A 15497-nucleotide genomic window follows, 5' to 3' on the forward strand; every position below is an offset into this window, starting at 1 on the left:
CGTGCTGTGCTTACAAGAGGTATTACTTACGCGTCTGTACCCAAAAACCGTGGATCAGACCCGGGAAATAGCCCAGTAAAGTCAGCAAAATATTCAGCAGAAATGCTCCGCCTAAACCATTCCCTATCAGTACGCCCAACGGTGGTACCAGAATGGTGATCAGTACTCTCCAAAATCCCATTTTATATCTCCCTTTGGTTATCATTATGTTAATGATAGTTCACCCCTGAAGAGACAGATATCAGAAGAAACCTAATTGATCAGTTCCAGCATAATTTCCATATCCCGCCGGGTTTTCTCCAGGATTTCCACATCGCCCTGCCGATGTTCAGCATCAGTCACCTGATGGATCTGGCGCATCTGCCATCTCACCTGATTTTTTTGCTCTTCGGTCATACTCCGGCACATCACGATAATAAAATTGCGCAGCATCAGATGTTGCATGGCAGTTTCTTCGACGTGTTTATTGACTGACATGACCAAATCTATAACCTGTTTTTCTGCCATTACATTTCCTGCGCGAGTAAAAGAATCAACGTAGCCAAAGTAGCACGCACTACCTGACTTCTAAGCCCGCAGCACAAGGGATTATCCCCCCTATTTCAACCGCTGACCTCTGTGGCGGCTCCACAAAAATCCTTCATTCACAATGGCCTGACGGAATGTCTGCGCAAAATCACAATCATGGCAAAATATAAAGTGACACAGGTCACATTTCACCCATATTTCTTCCCCCATCTTGTGATCTGCTCTATAGTTTACGTAATAAAAAATGTGTTCCTCGGGTGGTGCTATACGCCCGTTATTGTCTCTCTTGTTTTGTTTTCGGGTTGAAATTCCAGGTAGTTTCCTTGTAGTCAGGACAATTACCCCATCATATTTGGGGTTCAGGAGGCAGTATGTCTGAATATCATTATTTACTGGTTGGCGGAAGCCGCGACGGACAACGGCATGTCGATGCATGTCATCAGTTTTCGTTGTGTTTCTGGGAAGATGCATCAAAGAATGTGGATCGTGAGTTTTATGGAAAGCGTAACGAGCGTTACAAAGTGAATCCGGAGAAAGGCGCCGACGGAAGATGGTATCTGGTGGGATATTGCGGCAGTTGTTCGAAAATTCCCGCAGACGAACTGACCACTCAGGCGAATACCAAACACGTGAAGCCAATGATGTAACTGACGCAATGTCAGCGTGAAGTGAAAAAGAAGTGTAAGTGTGAAGTCGTTTAAGACCCCGCCACTAAAGCGGGGTTTTGTTTTTTATCCGTCAGGAGGCCATACCCTGAATGTTTCTCGCGTAGAAAGCCACCTGCCCGCCCAGCATAAAATGAGCTTCCTCATGATCGTGTCGTCCCAGGGTTGCGATACGGACAATCTCCCCCTCAAACTCACCGTCATGGATGGCGGTAATCGCCACATCCAGCTGATAGCTGGCAGGATGAATACCCACAGGAAAAGTGAGTAACTTCACCCTGTCTCCCACCTGAAAACGGGTTAACAGCGGTAAGGGCGCCTGTTCGAACAAGTCCTGATCCATCGGTGACTCCTTGTTTTTCAGTAGGATTAATTAGAGGATAGGACATGTTGCGTCGTTTTGCAGAAACACGACGTGAGGCACCTCTCCCTTTTCAACATCTTTTCAGAAACTTTTAACAATTTTAAAAATTCTGGTTTTAAAAATCGCTTAAGGAACTCAACGTGACGAAACTAACACCCGAGCAATGCATCATCCTCACCGGTTTTACCGGCATTCTGCACGGATAGTTTGAGGGATTTCACGAGGATTTAGAAAAACGATTGGGACGTGATGTGCAGACATCCGAACTGGGCTACCCGGAGTTTATCCAGGAATGCCGCGAACTGTACGAAGAGGATTTTAACGCGCTGATGCCTGACTGACCACGGAAACAAAATAAGGCCGGGCAGGCTGGCACACGAACGCTGCCAGCCTGCCCGGTCATGTTGTTAAGGTTTTATAATTCCGCGAATAAAGTTCTCATTCACTCTGATCACATTCCCCGTCTCAACATTCATCACCTGATACTGCACCGGTGATACCTCATTCAAAATCGTGATTACTTCAAACAAACCTGGTGTAAAAGTAAGCGCAACAAAAACGCCAACAGGATAGACAGCCATAATTTTATCCTTTATTCAAACACTTATAATGTGCTTCGTTCATCTCACCGCGACTGGAGGAGGTAAATTAATCACGGTGAGTTATTGCATTGTATACATTTCTTACAGTGGAAGAATATGAGGTAAAAAAATCAGGGATGACAGACAAAGTGATCACATTTTGATCAATTCAGATAACTCTGACAGACGTGGCGAAGAGTTCTTCAATTATTACGATTTACTTACACCTTCGCGTGTCCGCTTCCCTTCTTCCCTCAGGCAGTCGCTTGTTTTCGGGGCGATTTCAGTTAAGAATATAAATCCAAAATGTTGCATTGAGAGCCACGCCGTGAGTGCCCAGATTTTCGAAACCGATGTAGCCCACCCGCATTTAGCCCGTCTTATTGCCGAACTGGACGCTTATCAGTACCCGCTCTATCCCCCCGAATCGTTTTACGGTGTCAATATCACAGAGCTGGATGAAGGTGATATCACCTGTTTTATGGCGCGAGTCGATGACGACTGGGCCGGATGCGCCTGTCTGTACATCTCAAAACATCGCATCGCCGAGATGAAGCGGGTGTACGTTAACCCCTTGTTTCGCGGACAAGGGATCGCTTCGCTGCTTATCGCCGCGATGGAAAAGAAACTGAAAGAGTTGGGGCACACAGACCTGTATCTGGAAACAGGTGTGTTTCAGGAAAAAGCCATCACGCTGTACGAGAAACTCGGGTATGCGCGTACGGAGGCCTTTGGTGATTACGTGCAATCACCGGATCCGCTGAGCGTTTATATGATGAAAACCGTGTCCTAGAGGAATTCTCCATAACACTGTCGGGATGGCAGTGTTATGGAGACTGTATCACATCAGGACGTTGCTTTTGGTGGCGGGCAGGTCATTAGAAGGAATGACCCATTTTTTGAGTGTGATAACAAAGAAATTCTTACCCTTGGTGATTTTCGCACCGCGATCGCCACATTCCAGCGCGAGTTTGAAAAACTCATCGCTGTTAATACTAAAAGCCAGTTCGACTTTTTTCACCATACCGGAATTCAGCAGGTCTTCGGCTTCGTGCAGAGATTTGGCCTGAATGACTGACATAAATACCTCGAGAATGCTCAGGGACGTTATACAGCGGACCCGTACACGCTATTTCATTTTTGTTGCGTATTTATGACAGTTTATGAATCTTACCCAAATCGTGACACTTGCCACCTAGGTCAGACGATAATGCGCATCCGGCATCGGCGTATCCGGTAGCTGCGACTGGTTGTTCATCTCCAGCAAATTGATTTCGATATTGGTACACATCGCATCCATCGGCAGGTGGTTATTGGCATAACCAAACGGCATCTCAAGCTCTTCGGCCAGGGTATCGAGCGACAGAAAGGTATAAGAGATAAAACCGGACACCAGCAGCGTCATGTAATGCAAATCCACCACAAGGGCGAACGGCAGCAGGCTACAGAAGAGATACACCGTGCGGTGCAACAGCAGCCCGTAAGCGAAAGGGATCGGCATACTGACGATGCGCTCACAACCGCCGACTACCTGAGAAAGCTGGGACAGCGTGGTGTCCATGTGCGCGTAAACCACATCCGACATTTCGCCGGTCCGGCGGCGTTCCGCCAGCCACTGCGATAACCGCAGCTGTACCATGTTAGTCGGTGCGCGCCGCGAAAGAATATCCTCCGCATCATCCCCTAATAAACGTTCGAGATCGGGCCGTGAATCGCTGTGACGCAGCTGATGCTTGAGGCTGTAGCAAAACGCCAGCAGCAACGCGGTCACCCGATGCGCTTCACCCGGACAAACTGCCATCACCTGACTTTGCAGCGTACGGCAGGCAATCAGTAACCCGCCCCACAGCTGGCGCGCTTCGATATAGCGCGAATACGCTACACTGTTTCTAAAGCCAAGGAAGATCGCAATCGACACGCCGAGCAGGCTGAAAGGCGCGAGCGTCAGTTTAACGCCAAGCGTTTCGTACCAGGGCAGGCAAAGGATGGCGGCCAGTGACATCAGAAGATTAAGACTCAGCCGGAACATAATGCTGGGCAGCACAGAGCCGTGCCAGACGAACAAACGTAAGAACCAGTGACGGGGTGGGCGGATTATCATTTTGTGCAGGTGCTTTTAGCAGGTGGAAACATTTTTTCGCGATTTTGGCAAATAAACCTGCACAAGCAAAGGACAATTTTGTGACATAGCTAACATTTATTTTTTTAGAGAACTCATTTCGTTCACAAGCTGATATTTACAATGAACAATAAGTTGAAACAATTCTTCCCTGCCTATCAAGTTGTAGTTGTTTGCGGTCGATAATAATATCGTAACGTAACTATTCAAAAACTAAGTCAGGATCTTATGGCTGTAACAAAACGGTCTTAAGCTCGGAAAAATGACGGACGTCCTGTGAGAACCTTCGCAAAGTGAAATGAAGGAATTGGGCTATGGTGATTTTGTTTATTGTTTTGGCATTGCTGGGTCTGGCTGTGTGGTGGGTGATCCGTTCGGCGATGCAGGATATTGATAACGATTATTAACGGTTAACGTTCGATTTTTTTTGCGAAGTAAATCTTTGCTGCCCCTGTTATTTCCTTTCCCTCTCTAAAAGTCAAATAAATTGCCCCCGCTATGCCCCACAGGGCAACAGGTAGCAATTCTTTTATCATGATTTCATTGAGTTAATACATTACACCGACATGTTCATCACATCCTGATACGCCGCCACCAGTTTGTTTCTTACCTGCACGCCCAGTTGTAATGAGATCGAGGATTTTTGCAGATCGACCATCACATCGTTGAGGCTGACGCCCGGCACACCCATTTCGAGTTTTTCAGCCTGCAACTTTGCGTTGTTTTGCGTTTCACTAATTTTGCCTAATGCAGCTTTCAGCTCACTGGCGAAACCGGCTTCTGAGGTGGCATCGGGTTGCTTGATGGCTCCCGCCTGCACGGCCGTGGCCTGCATTTGCTGTAAAACGCTCTCAATGCCTTGAATTGACATGCTTTCTCCGCTTATCGCTGTATCTGTGACCAATGGGGTTCTTTCATGGAATGACACCCTATCACATCAGTTTTTTCCTAAACGCCGCAATTGACCGTAAAAACCATGGCTTATCGGGCCATTAACTTTGCCTTGCGCGACAAATAATGGCTCACCTAGAAAATAGGCCTGCCTGTACGGAGGTTTGAAAAATATCACGCTTCAACGATTGCGCACTTGGGAGTCTGTTTTGTTACGAGACAACATGAACACCACCATCCAACAGCTAAATAGGGATCTTGTATGAGTTCCGCAATAGCCGGCGCAGAAAACCCTCGAAGCGGTTTTACTGCGTTGCTTACTCGCCTGCGCGCCAACCCAAAAATTCCTATCGCCATTGCTGCTGCCGCTGCCGTGGCTGTTATTGTTGTTATGACGCTGTGGGCCAAGCAGCCAACGTACAAGGTGCTGTTCAGTAACCTCAACGATAAGGATGGCGGCGCCGTCGTCACCCAGCTCACGCAGATGAACATCCCCTATCAGTTTTCTGATAATGGCGGTGCGGTTCTGATCCCTGCGGATAAAGTGTATGAAACCCGCCTGAAACTGGCTGCGGCCGGTTTGCCGAAAGGCGGCGCTGTCGGTTTTGAACTGATGGATCAGGAGAAATTTGGTATCAGCCAGTTCAGTGAGCAGATTAACTATCAGCGCGCACTGGAAGGCGAACTCTCCCGCACCATCGAAACGCTCGGCCCGGTCTCCAGCGCCCGTGTTCACTTAGCCATTCCAAAGCCTTCTTTATTTGTCCGTGAACAGAAAAACCCTTCGGCTTCCGTCACCCTGAATTTGCAACCGGGCCGCGCCCTGGATGATGGCCAGATCAACGCCATCGTTTATATGGTGTCGAGCAGCGTCTCTGGCCTGCCACCCGCCAGCGTCACGGTGGTCGATCAAAGCGGTCACCTTCTTACCCAGTCCGACAGCAACGGGCGTGATCTGAATGCCTCGCAGCTGAAATATGCCAACGAAGTGGAAGGCCGCCTGCAACGTCGCATCGAAGCGATTCTGCAACCAGTGGTCGGCAACGGTAACGTTCACGCGCAAATCACCGCGCAGATTGATTACGCCACCCGCGAACAGACTGACGAAAATTACCAGCCGAACGGCGCAGCGGATAAAGCCGCGGTGCGTTCCCGCCAGCTCAGCACCAGCGATCAGATTGGCGGTTCATCGGTCGGCGGTGTGCCGGGCGCACTGAGCAACCAGCCTGCTCCGGCGGCTACCACGCCAGTGACCACGCCTCCGGCGGCCAATGCGGCGAACGGTGCACAGAATCAGGCCACCAACGGTCAGAACGCTGCACAAAACAGCACGGCGAACCGTTCAGCGGTACCGTCGAACAGCCGTCGTGACGAAACCACAAACTACGAAGTCGATCGCACCATCACTCACACCCAGCACAGCGCCGGTGCGGTACAGCGCCTGTCTGCGGCGGTGGTCGTCAACTATCAGACCGGTGCGGATGGCAAAGCCAAACCGCTGACCGACGAGCAGCTGAAGAAAATTGACGATCTGGTGCGCGAAGCGATGGGCTTCTCCACCGAGCGCGGCGATACCCTGAACGTGGTGAATACGCCGTTCAATGAAGCGAGCGACGACTCCGCTGAATTGCCGTTCTGGAAACAACAGGCGTTCTTCGATCAGTTGATCGATGCCGGCCGCTGGTTGCTGGTGCTGATTGTGGCCTGGCTGCTGTGGCGCAAGATGGTTCGTCCGATGCTGCGCAAACAGCAGGCCGAGAAAGATGCCGTTGCCGCCGCCGTTCTGGCCGCGTCCCAGCCTCAGCCTGAAGGCAGCAAACCGGTGAAACTCAGCAATGACGAGCTGGAGAAACGTAAGCGTTCACAGCAGCGCGTCAGCGTCGAAGTGCAAACTCAACGCGTTCAGGAGCTGGCCGATAAAGATCCTCGTATCGTCGCCCTGGTTATCCGCCAATGGATGAGTACCGAACAACCATGACTATGACCGGAACTGAAAAAAGCGCCATTTTGATGATAACGCTGGGCGAAGACCGCGCGGTGGCGGTGTTCAAGCACCTCTCCCCGCGCGAAGTTCAGCAGATCAGTGGCGCGATGGCGAATATCCATCAGATCTCCAACAAGCAGCTGGCCGAAGTCCTGAATGAGTTCGAGGACGAGTCCGAGCAGTACGCCGCGCTGAGCGTCAACACCAGCGAATACCTGCGTGCGGTGCTGACCAAGGCGCTGGGCGAAGAACGCGCGTCCAGCCTGCTGGAAGATATTCTGGAATCCCGCGAAACCACCAGCGGCATGGAAACGCTCAACTTTATGGAGCCGGTGATTGCAGCCGATCTGATCCGCGACGAGCATCCGCAGATCATCGCCACTATCCTTGTGCACCTCAAACGTGGTCAGGCAGCCGATATTCTTGCGCTGTTTGACGAACGTCTGCGCAACGACGTCATGCTGCGTATCGCCACCTTCGGCGGTGTCCAGCCAGCGGCGCTGGCAGAACTGACCGAAGTGCTCAACAACCTGCTTGACGGCCAGAACCTCAAGCGGTCGAAGATGGGCGGTGTTCGTACTGCGGCGGAAATCATCAACCTGATGAAAACCCAGCAGGAAGAAGCGGTTATCGAAGCGGTACGCGGTTACGACGGCGAACTGGCCCAGAAAATTATCGACGAGATGTTCCTGTTCGAAAATCTGGTGGACGTGGACGATCGCAGTATCCAGCGCCTGTTGCAGGAAATCGAAGGCGAATCGTTACTGGTTGCACTGAAAGGTGCCGAACAGCCACTGCGCGAGAAATTCCTGCGCAACATGTCGCAGCGTGCGGCCGATATCCTGCGCGACGATCTGGCCAACCGTGGCCCAATGCGTATGTCTCTGGTCGAGAACGAACAGAAAGCGATCCTGCAAACGGTTCGCCGTCTGGCAGAGTCTGGCGAAATGATGGTTGGCGGCGGCGAGGATTCTTATGTCTGATAATCCAACGCCGGAGAAGAAAACCGCTGAAGAGCGGCAGACCGAGCGTCTTAACGCCCTCCCGTGGCAGCCGTGGCGGCCGGGCGATCTGGCGATGCCTTCCTTTACTTCCCCCCTCGAACCTCTGTTGCAGGAAGGTGAGGAAGCGCAGGACGACGGCCAGCCGAAAGTGCAGGTCGATCAGAATGAACTGCAAAACTTGCAACGCCGCGCTGAACAGCAAGGGTTCCAGCAGGGTCTGGAGGCCGGTCAGAAACAGGGCTACGCCGCCGGTTTTCAGTCTGGTCAGGAAGCCGGGCAGCAGCAGGGTTTACTGGAAGGCCAGCAACAGCAGGCGGTGCTCACTGAACACTGGCAGGTGCTGGTGGCTGATTTCCAGCAAACGCTGGATGCGCTGGACAGCGTTATCGCCTCGCGTCTGATGCAAATGGCGCTGACGGCGGCCAAACAGATTTTGGGTCAGGCACCGATTTGTGACGGTTCCGCCCTGCTCAACCAGATCCAACAGCTCATCCAGCAGGAGCCGATGTTTAAAGGTAAACCGCAGCTGCGCGTCAATCCGGCCGATTTTGAACGTGTTGAAACGCAGATGGGTGCGAGCCTGAGCATGCACGGCTGGCGTTTGCTGGCCGATAACCAGATCCACAGCGGCGGCTGTAAAGTCAGCGCGGAAGACGGCGATATGGATGCGTCCATCGCCACGCGCTGGCATGAACTGTGCCGTCTCGCGGCACCGGGAGATCTCTGATGACCGCCCGCCTGAGCCGCCTGCTGAAAACGCTCGACGATGCCGAAAAGCGCATGGGCCGCACGCCTTCGGTGCGCCGCTATGGCCGCCTGACCCGCGCCACGGGGCTTATTCTCGAAGCTACCGGTTTGCAGATGCCGCTTGGCGCGACCTGTCTTATTGAACGTCATGACGGCCCGACCGTGCAGGAAGTGGAAAGCGAAGTGGTTGGTTTCAACGGCCAGAGCCTGTTTCTGATGCCGCTCGAAGAAGTCGAAGGTATTTTGCCAGGCGCTCGCGTGTATGCGCGGATCTCGCCCGACGGCCATACCGCGGGCAAACAACTTCCCCTTGGCCCGCAATTGCTGGGCCGCGTGCTCGACGGCAGTGCCAAACCGCTCGACGGCCTGCCGCCGCCGGATACCGGTTATCGCGCTGCGCTGATCACCCCGCCGTTCAACCCGCTGCAACGTACGCCGATCACCGATGTGCTCGACGTTGGCGTGCGCGCCATTAACTCCCTGCTCACCGTCGGTCGCGGCCAGCGTATGGGACTGTTCGCCGGTTCCGGCGTCGGTAAATCCGTTCTGCTCGGCATGATGGCGCGCTATACCAAGGCCGATGTGATCGTAGTCGGCCTAATCGGTGAACGTGGTCGCGAAGTAAAAGATTTTATCGAGAACATTTTAGGTGACGAAGGCCGCGCACGTTCGGTAGTTATCGCCGCACCGGCGGACGTTTCGCCCCTGCTGCGTTTGCAGGGTGCCGCCTACGCCACGCGTATCGCCGAAGATTTTCGCGATCGTGGTCAGCACGTATTGCTGATCATGGATTCCCTCACCCGTTACGCCATGGCCCAGCGTGAAATCGCTCTCGCCATTGGTGAGCCACCGGCGACCAAAGGCTATCCGCCTTCCGTCTTTGCCAAACTGCCTGCGCTGGTTGAACGCGCAGGAAACGGCATCAGCGGCGGCGGTTCTATCACCGCCTTCTATACCGTGCTGACCGAAGGTGATGATCAGCAGGATCCGATCGCCGACTCCGCCCGCGCCATTCTCGATGGTCACGTGGTGTTGTCACGTCGTCTGGCGGAATCCGGCCACTACCCGGCCATTGATATCGAAGCGTCGATCAGCCGTGCAATGACGTCCCTGATCGACGATGCGCAGTACGCCCGCGTGCGTAATTTTAAGCAACTGTTGTCCAGCTACCAGCGTAACCGCGATTTGGTCAGCGTCGGCGCGTATGCGGCAGGCAGCGATCCGATGCTCGATCGCGCCATCCGGTTGTACCCGCAGATGGAGAACTTCCTCCAGCAGGACATCATGGAACGCAGTACCTATGAAGATGCCTGTCTGGAACTGAACATGCTGTTCCCGGGCTAATTAACTGAAGGAATATCGAATGGAAAGTTCATCACCATTGATCACCCTTTGTTCTCTGGCGCAAAAAGCGCTGGATCAGGCGACCAGTCATCTTGGGCAAATCAGGCAGTCACATTCTCAGGCTGAAGAACAGCTCACTATGCTGCTCAATTATCAGCGCGAGTATCGCGACAAACTCAATAACACCATGACCGGCGGGATTGCGGCAAACACCTGGCAGAACTACCAGCAGTTTATCGGCACGCTGGAAGTGGCCATCGATCAGCACCGCAAACAGTTGCAGCAGTGGGATCAGCGGCTGAATGTTGCGGTAAACCAGTGGCAGGATAAGCAACAGCGACTGAACGCCTATCAGACTCTGCAAACCCGTGCCAGTGAACAGCAGCGTTCGCATGAGAATAAGATGGATCAAAAGCAGAACGATGAATTTGCCCAGCGCAGCGCTTACAGGAAAAAAATGCTATGAATCTGAATATATTGCCTGTGGCCGTCACTACGGCAAAATCCACCGTGTCCGCTGCGTCCGGCAGTGCGAGCTCTTCTTCTGCCACGGCCTCTGATGCCGCGTCCGCCGGGGAGAGCTCCACGACGGGTGTGACACCTGATTTCGCCACACAACTGCAGGCGCAGCTCGGCGAAAAACTCGACCCCAAACTGGCCAGCCAGCTTTCACAGCTCGGCCAGAAGATCAGCGCCAAAGGCCAGACGGTGGATAAAACCACACTGACTCAGGCGGTGACCACCGGTGAAGAAGATGGCAGCCTGACCTTAGATGACAGTGATCTGAGCAAAATGATTGCGGCGATCCAACTGTTACCCAACGGCAGCCTGAAAGGCACGGATACCTCGTCTTTGAAAAACGCTGCGCTGACGGACAAAGATAAAGACAGCAAAGCGGATGATGCGACTACCCTGCCGGTACAGGCGCTGTTCGCCCAGCTGGCGGCGCAACAGCAACCGGCTCAGCAGGTGCAGACCGCGACCGCTGCGCTCACGCAAACGACAACGTCCGGTGATGCCACTGATGCCGATAAAAAGAGCGCATTGCTTGCCGGTCTGACGACGTCAGCCTCTTCGCTGCTGGGCGATGACGGCAAAACTGCCGTGACTGACAGCGCCGCAACGCCCCCTGCTGCAACACACGGTGCCAGCAAGAATTCTCCGGCTGCGACCCCTGATTTCAGCAGTGCGCTGGCATCCATGACCGCCGCCACGGGCAATGCCGCCGTGACGCCTCAGGCTGACAGCCGGATTTCCGACAGCGCCCTGAATCTGGTGAATAACGCCGCCGTCGCCGTGTCCTCTGCACCGGTTTCCACCACACCGACCACCACCAGCGTGGTCACCAGCCCGAGCACGCCATTGCTCAACGCCCAGCTGGGCACGCCGGAATGGCAGCAGCAGCTCGGTCAGCAGGTGATGATGTTCAATCGTCAGGGATTACAGAGCGCAGAACTGCGCCTGCATCCGCAGGATTTAGGCTCCATACAAATCAGCATGAAAATCGAAAACAATCAGGCGCAGCTGCACTTTGTTTCCGGTCACAGCGCGGTGCGTTCAGCGATTGAAGCCGCAATGCCCGATCTGAAAACCGCGCTGGCGGATAACGGCATCAGCCTTGGACAGAGCAGCGTCGGCAGCGACAGCTCGCAGTGGCAACAGACGCAGCAGCAAAGTTCACAATCCGGTTCGCAGCAGGGGAACGCTTCAAGCTGGGCGGCCTTTAATGCCGGCGGCGTGAATTCAGCGGCGGATGCCCTGCCGGTTCCTGCGTCCCTTGCGCAACGTATCAGCGGCAATAACAGCGTCGATATCTTTGCGTAATTGTTCGCAAATTTGTTTCAGATAATGACTGACGGTCAGTGTTCACTTAATTCAAACGGCAGAGCTGACCTTATTTTTCCCGCCTATTCTGACTATTGAACAACAGGATAAGCGGGATAATCATTTTCAGAATTGACTCAGCAGGTTGAGCCTTCCTCAGCTGACCTGCTCATACTTACAGGAAATCGCCTCATCCATGTCTGACTCTGCTGTCTCGGCCTCGCGCAAAAAAAAGCGACCGCTTTTGATGATTCTGCTTTTACTGGTGGCCATTGGTGCTTGTGGTGCGGCGGGTTACGCCTGGTGGATGTTGCACAAACAGCAGTCGGCTCCGGGTACACAGACCGCTGAAGTGAAGAAAAACGAACCGCCGGTGCCACCTATTTTCCTGGCGCTGGATACCTTCACCGTCAACCTGCAAACGCCAGATAACGATCCTGACCGTGTGCTTTACATCGGCCTGACCCTGCGTCTGCCGGATGAAAAGAACCGCGCGGTTCTAAATGAGTACCTGCCCGAAGTGCGCAGCCGCTTGCTGTTGCTACTTTCTCGTCAGAAAACGTCGGATTTAGTCAGTGAAACCGGCAAGCAGCAACTGGTGCAGGAAATCAAACAAGTTCTGGACGTGCCCCTGGTCAAAGGTCAGCCCCCACAGGTGATCAACGACGTGCTTTTCACTGCTTTCATACTGCGATAATCAAATTATGGGCGACAGCATTCTTTCACAGGCCGAGATCGACGCACTGCTCAACGGTGACAGCGGCGACAGCGCGCCTGAAGCCACCAACGCTAAAAATCAGGCGGCCGATGACGGCGTAAAACCTTTTGACCCCACAACGCAACGCCGTGTTGTGCGTGAGCGTCTGCAAGCTCTGGAAATCATTAACGAGCGTTTTGCCCGTCATTTCCGTATGGGGTTATTTAACCTGTTGCGCCGCAGCCCGGATATCACCGTCGGGCCGATCAAAATTCAGCCTTATCACGATTTTGCCCGCAACCTGCCGGTGCCGACCAATCTCAACCTGATCCACCTTAAGCCTTTGCGGGGCACGGCGCTGTTTGTGTTCGCGCCAAGCCTGGTCTTTATCGCGGTAGATAACCTGTTCGGCGGCGATGGTCGTTTTCCGACCAAAGTGGAAGGGCGTGAATTCACCCACACCGAGCAGCGCGTGATCAAACGCATGCTGACGCTGGCGCTGGACGCCTATGAAGATGCCTGGAGCGGCGTCTACAAACTGAGCGTCGAATACGTGCGTGCGGAATTACAGATCAAATTCACCAATATCACCTCTTCGCCAAACGACATCGTCATCACCACGCCGTTCCACGTGGAAATCGGTGCGCTGAGCGGGGATTTCAACATCTGTATTCCGTTTAGCATGATTGAACCGATTCGCGAGTTGCTGACCAATCCACCGGTTGAAAACTCCCGTCATGAAGAAAGCCAGTGGCGCGAAAATCTGGTCACACAGGTTCAGCAATCCGAGCTGGAACTGGTGGCGAACTTCGTCGAAATCCCGCTGCGCTTGTCTCAGATCCTGAAACTGCAACCGGGCGATGTGCTGCCGATTGAAAAGCCGGATCGCCTGATTGCCCACGTCGACGGCGTGCCGGTGCTGACCAGTAAATACGGCACCTTAAACGAACAATACGCTCTGCGCGTTGAACATTTGATCAACCCAATTTTAAATTCTCTAGATGAGGAACAGCCCCATGAGTGACACCAATAAACCGTCTGACGCGGGATCGGAAAACGTTGACGATTTATGGGCTGATGCGTTTAACGAACAACAATCTGCGGGCAGCGCCAAAGCGTCAACCGAGGGTGTTTTCGCCGCGCTGGGCGCCCAGGAAGGAGCCGGTGGTTTGCAGGATATCGACATGATCCTCGACATTCCGGTGAAACTGACCGTGGAATTAGGCCGTACCAAAATGACCATCAAAGAGCTGCTGCGCCTGTCGCAGGGTTCCGTGGTTTCTCTTGACGGTCTGGCCGGTGAGCCGCTGGATATTCTGATCAACGGTTACCTGATTGCTCAGGGTGAAGTCGTGGTCGTGGCCGATAAATACGGCGTGCGCATCACTGATATCATCACGCCGTCAGAACGTATGCGTCGTCTGAGCCGCTGATGAACCAGAACGCCGCGACGGACTCTCCGTACATTTCCGGCCCGGCAAACCACGCCACAACGCAGGCCCCGGCGCCGGTGGTGCCTGCCAGTTCCGTACTGACCCAGGTCAGTTCGGTGCTTGGCGGTATTTTGTTGCTGATCCTGTTTATCGGTTGGGTGGCCAAACGCACCGGTCTGGCGCCGCAGGCAAAAAATAACAAGCTGCTGAAAATCACCTCCAGCTGTCAGGTCGGGCGCAGTGAAAAAGTGGTGATTGTGGAAGTGGACAATACCTGGCTGGTTCTGGGTGTGACCGCCCATAGCATCACACCGCTGCACACCCTGAGTGCGCCGCCGGTGGATACCACGCCGGGTGCCGCCACTGAACAGCCCGCTGATTTTCGTCAGCTGATGCAAAAAATGTTAAAACGTCCGGGAAAGCAGGCATGACCTTTTTGAAATCCCCTTTGATCACCCGCCTGTGTCTGCCGCTGTTGTTGCTCATCAGCCCCTCAGCGTTCGCGCAATTACCGGGCATCATCAGCCAGCAAATGGCCAATGGTGCGCAGAACTGGTCTTTACCGATCCAGACGCTGGTGTTTATCACCACGCTGACCCTGCTGCCCGCGATGCTGCTGATGTGTACCAGCTTTACCCGCATCATTATCGTGCTGGGTTTGCTGCGAAATGCGCTGGGTACACCGTCTGCGCCACCGAACCAGGTACTGCTCGGCCTTGGCCTGTTCCTGACCTTCTTCGTCATGGCGCCGGTCTTCGACAAAATCTATTCCGACGCCTATCAGCCGTTTACCGAAAACAAAATCAGCATGCAGGATGCGATGGACAAAGGGGCTCAGCCGCTGCGTGAATTCATGCTGCGCCAGACCCGCGAAACCGACCTCGCGCTCTACGCCCGTCTCGCCAACCTGCCGCCGCTGGCCGGACCGGAAGCGGTGCCGATGCGCATCCTGTTACCCGCTTACGTCACCAGCGAACTGAAAACCGCTTTCCAGATCGGCTTCACCGTATTTATTCCGTTCATGATTATCGACTTAGTGGTCGCCAGCGTCCTGATGGCGCTGGGGATGATGATGGTGCCACCCGCGACCATTTCACTGCCCTTCAAGCTGATGCTGTTCGTACTGGTCGATGGCTGGCAACTGCTGCTCGGATCGCTGGCGCAGAGTTTTTACAGTTAATAAATACAGTTGCCTGACTTTATGGGCGTCAGCGTCGCCGCCAGTTTGTTCACCGCCAGCGCGGAGCACCCGCAGCGTACATAAGTACGTGAGGAGTGCGAGCACTGCCGGAGGACAAAATGGCAAGTAAGCTAGC

20 protein-coding genes and 1 pseudogene are annotated in these 15497 nt (G+C 53.7%); 14 read left to right on the top strand and 7 right to left on the bottom strand.

Annotation, left to right across the window (positions count from 1 at the left end; translation table 11 throughout):
• Nucleotides 1–22: 22 nt before the first annotated feature.
• Entirely contained in the window at nt 23–181 is a 159-nt protein-coding gene (locus tag AC0Z7K_RS04245; protein WP_112168083.1) for a YqaE/Pmp3 family membrane protein, read from the bottom strand.
• Nucleotides 182–252: 71 nt separating this feature from the next.
• The gene (locus AC0Z7K_RS04250) at nt 253–507 is read right to left on the bottom strand and encodes a hypothetical protein (RefSeq protein ID WP_413529611.1); all 255 of its coding nucleotides are present in this window, start codon (nt 505–507) and stop codon (nt 253–255) included.
• A 392-nt stretch (nt 508–899) separates the two neighbouring features.
• Here AC0Z7K_RS04250 and AC0Z7K_RS04255 point away from each other — a divergent pair, with 392 nt between their 5' ends.
• Nucleotides 900–1175 (top strand): hypothetical protein, encoded by a 276-nt coding sequence (locus tag AC0Z7K_RS04255; RefSeq protein WP_413529612.1) that lies wholly within the window; start codon nt 900–902, stop codon nt 1173–1175.
• 91 nt (nt 1176–1266) lie between these two features.
• Here the strand turns inward: AC0Z7K_RS04255 and AC0Z7K_RS04260 are convergent, their stop codons facing one another.
• Nucleotides 1267–1536, bottom strand: coding sequence for a hypothetical protein (locus AC0Z7K_RS04260; RefSeq protein ID WP_485613027.1), 270 nt, complete (start codon nt 1534–1536; stop codon nt 1267–1269).
• A gap of 239 nt (nt 1537–1775) precedes the next feature.
• Between AC0Z7K_RS04260 and AC0Z7K_RS04265 the strand changes: the two are divergent.
• Nucleotides 1776–1898 (top strand): annotated as a pseudogene (locus tag AC0Z7K_RS04265) (DUF7736 domain-containing protein); the annotation flags it as partial.
• A 66-nt stretch (nt 1899–1964) separates the two neighbouring features.
• On the opposite strand, the gene AC0Z7K_RS04270 reads toward AC0Z7K_RS04265, so the two are convergent.
• The gene (locus AC0Z7K_RS04270; protein ID WP_485613029.1) at nt 1965–2138 is read right to left on the bottom strand and encodes a hypothetical protein; all 174 of its coding nucleotides are present in this window, start codon (nt 2136–2138) and stop codon (nt 1965–1967) included.
• A 328-nt stretch (nt 2139–2466) separates the two neighbouring features.
• Between AC0Z7K_RS04270 and AC0Z7K_RS04275 the strand changes: the two genes are divergently transcribed.
• Nucleotides 2467–2931 (top strand): GNAT family N-acetyltransferase, encoded by a 465-nt coding sequence (locus tag AC0Z7K_RS04275; RefSeq protein WP_485613031.1) that lies wholly within the window; start codon nt 2467–2469, stop codon nt 2929–2931.
• Nucleotides 2932–2979: 48 nt separating this feature from the next.
• On the opposite strand, the gene AC0Z7K_RS04280 is transcribed toward AC0Z7K_RS04275, so the two are convergent.
• The 3 genes from AC0Z7K_RS04280 to fliE all read right to left on the bottom strand — a co-directional run bounded on the left by AC0Z7K_RS04280 (nt 2980) and on the right by fliE (nt 5128).
• Nucleotides 2980–3219: a hypothetical protein gene (locus tag AC0Z7K_RS04280; RefSeq protein WP_112168089.1), complete on the bottom strand. Its 240-nt coding sequence runs from the start codon at nt 3217–3219 to the stop codon at nt 2980–2982.
• Between the two features lie 114 nt (nt 3220–3333).
• The gene (locus tag AC0Z7K_RS04285) at nt 3334–4239 is read right to left on the bottom strand and encodes a bestrophin family protein (protein ID WP_112168090.1); all 906 of its coding nucleotides are present in this window, start codon (nt 4237–4239) and stop codon (nt 3334–3336) included.
• A gap of 574 nt (nt 4240–4813) precedes the next feature.
• Entirely contained in the window at nt 4814–5128 is a 315-nt protein-coding gene (fliE, locus tag AC0Z7K_RS04290; protein WP_112168091.1) for a flagellar hook-basal body complex protein FliE, read from the bottom strand.
• 282 nt (nt 5129–5410) lie between these two features.
• On the opposite strand from fliE, the gene fliF reads away from it, so the two are divergent.
• The 11 genes from fliF to fliP all read left to right on the top strand — a co-directional run bounded on the left by fliF (nt 5411) and on the right by fliP (nt 15361).
• On the top strand, nt 5411–7126 hold the full coding sequence (gene fliF / locus AC0Z7K_RS04295) for a flagellar basal-body MS-ring/collar protein FliF (RefSeq protein WP_485613033.1): 1716 nt from the start codon (nt 5411–5413) through the stop codon (nt 7124–7126).
• Nucleotides 7123–8115: a flagellar motor switch protein FliG gene (fliG, locus tag AC0Z7K_RS04300; protein ID WP_485613035.1), complete on the top strand. Its 993-nt coding sequence runs from the start codon at nt 7123–7125 to the stop codon at nt 8113–8115. Before fliF ends, fliG begins: the two co-directional genes overlap by 4 nt.
• Complete coding sequence (gene fliH / locus AC0Z7K_RS04305) at nt 8108–8863, top strand: flagellar assembly protein FliH (RefSeq protein ID WP_413529619.1); 756 nt, start codon at nt 8108–8110, stop codon at nt 8861–8863. Before fliG ends, fliH begins: the two co-directional genes overlap by 8 nt.
• Nucleotides 8863–10227 (top strand): flagellar protein export ATPase FliI, encoded by a 1365-nt coding sequence (fliI, locus tag AC0Z7K_RS04310; RefSeq protein WP_112168095.1) that lies wholly within the window; start codon nt 8863–8865, stop codon nt 10225–10227. The genes fliH and fliI overlap by 1 nt, the downstream gene beginning before the upstream one ends.
• A 19-nt stretch (nt 10228–10246) precedes the next feature.
• On the top strand, nt 10247–10693 hold the full coding sequence (gene fliJ / locus AC0Z7K_RS04315; RefSeq protein ID WP_485613037.1) for a flagellar export protein FliJ: 447 nt from the start codon (nt 10247–10249) through the stop codon (nt 10691–10693).
• Nucleotides 10690–12051, top strand: a complete 1362-nt coding sequence (locus AC0Z7K_RS04320) for a flagellar hook-length control protein FliK (protein WP_485613039.1) — start codon at nt 10690–10692, stop codon at nt 12049–12051. Before fliJ ends, AC0Z7K_RS04320 begins: the two co-directional genes overlap by 4 nt.
• A gap of 196 nt (nt 12052–12247) precedes the next feature.
• Entirely contained in the window at nt 12248–12748 is a 501-nt protein-coding gene (fliL, locus tag AC0Z7K_RS04325; protein ID WP_413529622.1) for a flagellar basal body-associated protein FliL, read from the top strand.
• 7 nt (nt 12749–12755) lie between these two features.
• Nucleotides 12756–13772 (top strand): flagellar motor switch protein FliM, encoded by a 1017-nt coding sequence (fliM, locus tag AC0Z7K_RS04330; RefSeq protein WP_413529623.1) that lies wholly within the window; start codon nt 12756–12758, stop codon nt 13770–13772.
• Nucleotides 13765–14181: a flagellar motor switch protein FliN gene (fliN, locus tag AC0Z7K_RS04335; protein WP_112168100.1), complete on the top strand. Its 417-nt coding sequence runs from the start codon at nt 13765–13767 to the stop codon at nt 14179–14181. Before fliM ends, fliN begins: the two co-directional genes overlap by 8 nt.
• Nucleotides 14181–14612 carry a flagellar biosynthetic protein FliO gene (gene fliO, locus AC0Z7K_RS04340; protein WP_413529624.1) on the top strand — a complete coding sequence of 144 codons (432 nt, stop codon included), beginning with the start codon at nt 14181–14183 and terminating at the stop codon, nt 14610–14612. Before fliN ends, fliO begins: the two co-directional genes overlap by 1 nt.
• On the top strand, nt 14609–15361 hold the full coding sequence (fliP, locus tag AC0Z7K_RS04345) for a flagellar type III secretion system pore protein FliP (protein WP_413529625.1): 753 nt from the start codon (nt 14609–14611) through the stop codon (nt 15359–15361). Before fliO ends, fliP begins: the two co-directional genes overlap by 4 nt.
• Nucleotides 15362–15497: the final 136 nt, after the last annotated feature.

Source organism: Rahnella sp. 1L-D-7-B-C2 (assembly GCF_057290995.1).

Excerpts from the sequence above, each read along its gene's own strand:
- fliN (WP_112168100.1), top strand. The coding sequence starts at position 13,765 with ATGAGTGACACCAATAAACCGTCTGACGCGGGATCGGAAAACGTTGAC.
- fliL (WP_413529622.1), top strand. The coding sequence starts at position 12,248 with ATGTCTGACTCTGCTGTCTCGGCCTCGCGCAAAAAAAAGCGACCGCTT.
- fliI (WP_112168095.1), top strand. The coding sequence starts at position 8,863 with ATGACCGCCCGCCTGAGCCGCCTGCTGAAAACGCTCGACGATGCCGAA.
- AC0Z7K_RS04250 (WP_413529611.1), bottom strand. The coding sequence starts at position 507 with ATGGCAGAAAAACAGGTTATAGATTTGGTCATGTCAGTCAATAAACAC.
- fliM (WP_413529623.1), top strand. The coding sequence starts at position 12,756 with ATGGGCGACAGCATTCTTTCACAGGCCGAGATCGACGCACTGCTCAAC.
- fliF (WP_485613033.1), top strand. The coding sequence starts at position 5,411 with ATGAGTTCCGCAATAGCCGGCGCAGAAAACCCTCGAAGCGGTTTTACT.
- AC0Z7K_RS04245 (WP_112168083.1), bottom strand. The coding sequence starts at position 181 with ATGGGATTTTGGAGAGTACTGATCACCATTCTGGTACCACCGTTGGGC.
- AC0Z7K_RS04270 (WP_485613029.1), bottom strand. The coding sequence starts at position 2,138 with ATGGCTGTCTATCCTGTTGGCGTTTTTGTTGCGCTTACTTTTACACCA.
- fliP (WP_413529625.1), top strand. The coding sequence starts at position 14,609 with ATGACCTTTTTGAAATCCCCTTTGATCACCCGCCTGTGTCTGCCGCTG.
- AC0Z7K_RS04280 (WP_112168089.1), bottom strand. The coding sequence starts at position 3,219 with ATGTCAGTCATTCAGGCCAAATCTCTGCACGAAGCCGAAGACCTGCTG.
- fliE (WP_112168091.1), bottom strand. The coding sequence starts at position 5,128 with ATGTCAATTCAAGGCATTGAGAGCGTTTTACAGCAAATGCAGGCCACG.
- AC0Z7K_RS04320 (WP_485613039.1), top strand. The coding sequence starts at position 10,690 with ATGAATCTGAATATATTGCCTGTGGCCGTCACTACGGCAAAATCCACC.
- AC0Z7K_RS04255 (WP_413529612.1), top strand. The coding sequence starts at position 900 with ATGTCTGAATATCATTATTTACTGGTTGGCGGAAGCCGCGACGGACAA.
- AC0Z7K_RS04260 (WP_485613027.1), bottom strand. The coding sequence starts at position 1,536 with ATGGATCAGGACTTGTTCGAACAGGCGCCCTTACCGCTGTTAACCCGT.
- fliJ (WP_485613037.1), top strand. The coding sequence starts at position 10,247 with ATGGAAAGTTCATCACCATTGATCACCCTTTGTTCTCTGGCGCAAAAA.
- fliG (WP_485613035.1), top strand. The coding sequence starts at position 7,123 with ATGACTATGACCGGAACTGAAAAAAGCGCCATTTTGATGATAACGCTG.
- AC0Z7K_RS04285 (WP_112168090.1), bottom strand. The coding sequence starts at position 4,239 with ATGATAATCCGCCCACCCCGTCACTGGTTCTTACGTTTGTTCGTCTGG.
- fliH (WP_413529619.1), top strand. The coding sequence starts at position 8,108 with ATGTCTGATAATCCAACGCCGGAGAAGAAAACCGCTGAAGAGCGGCAG.
- fliO (WP_413529624.1), top strand. The coding sequence starts at position 14,181 with ATGAACCAGAACGCCGCGACGGACTCTCCGTACATTTCCGGCCCGGCA.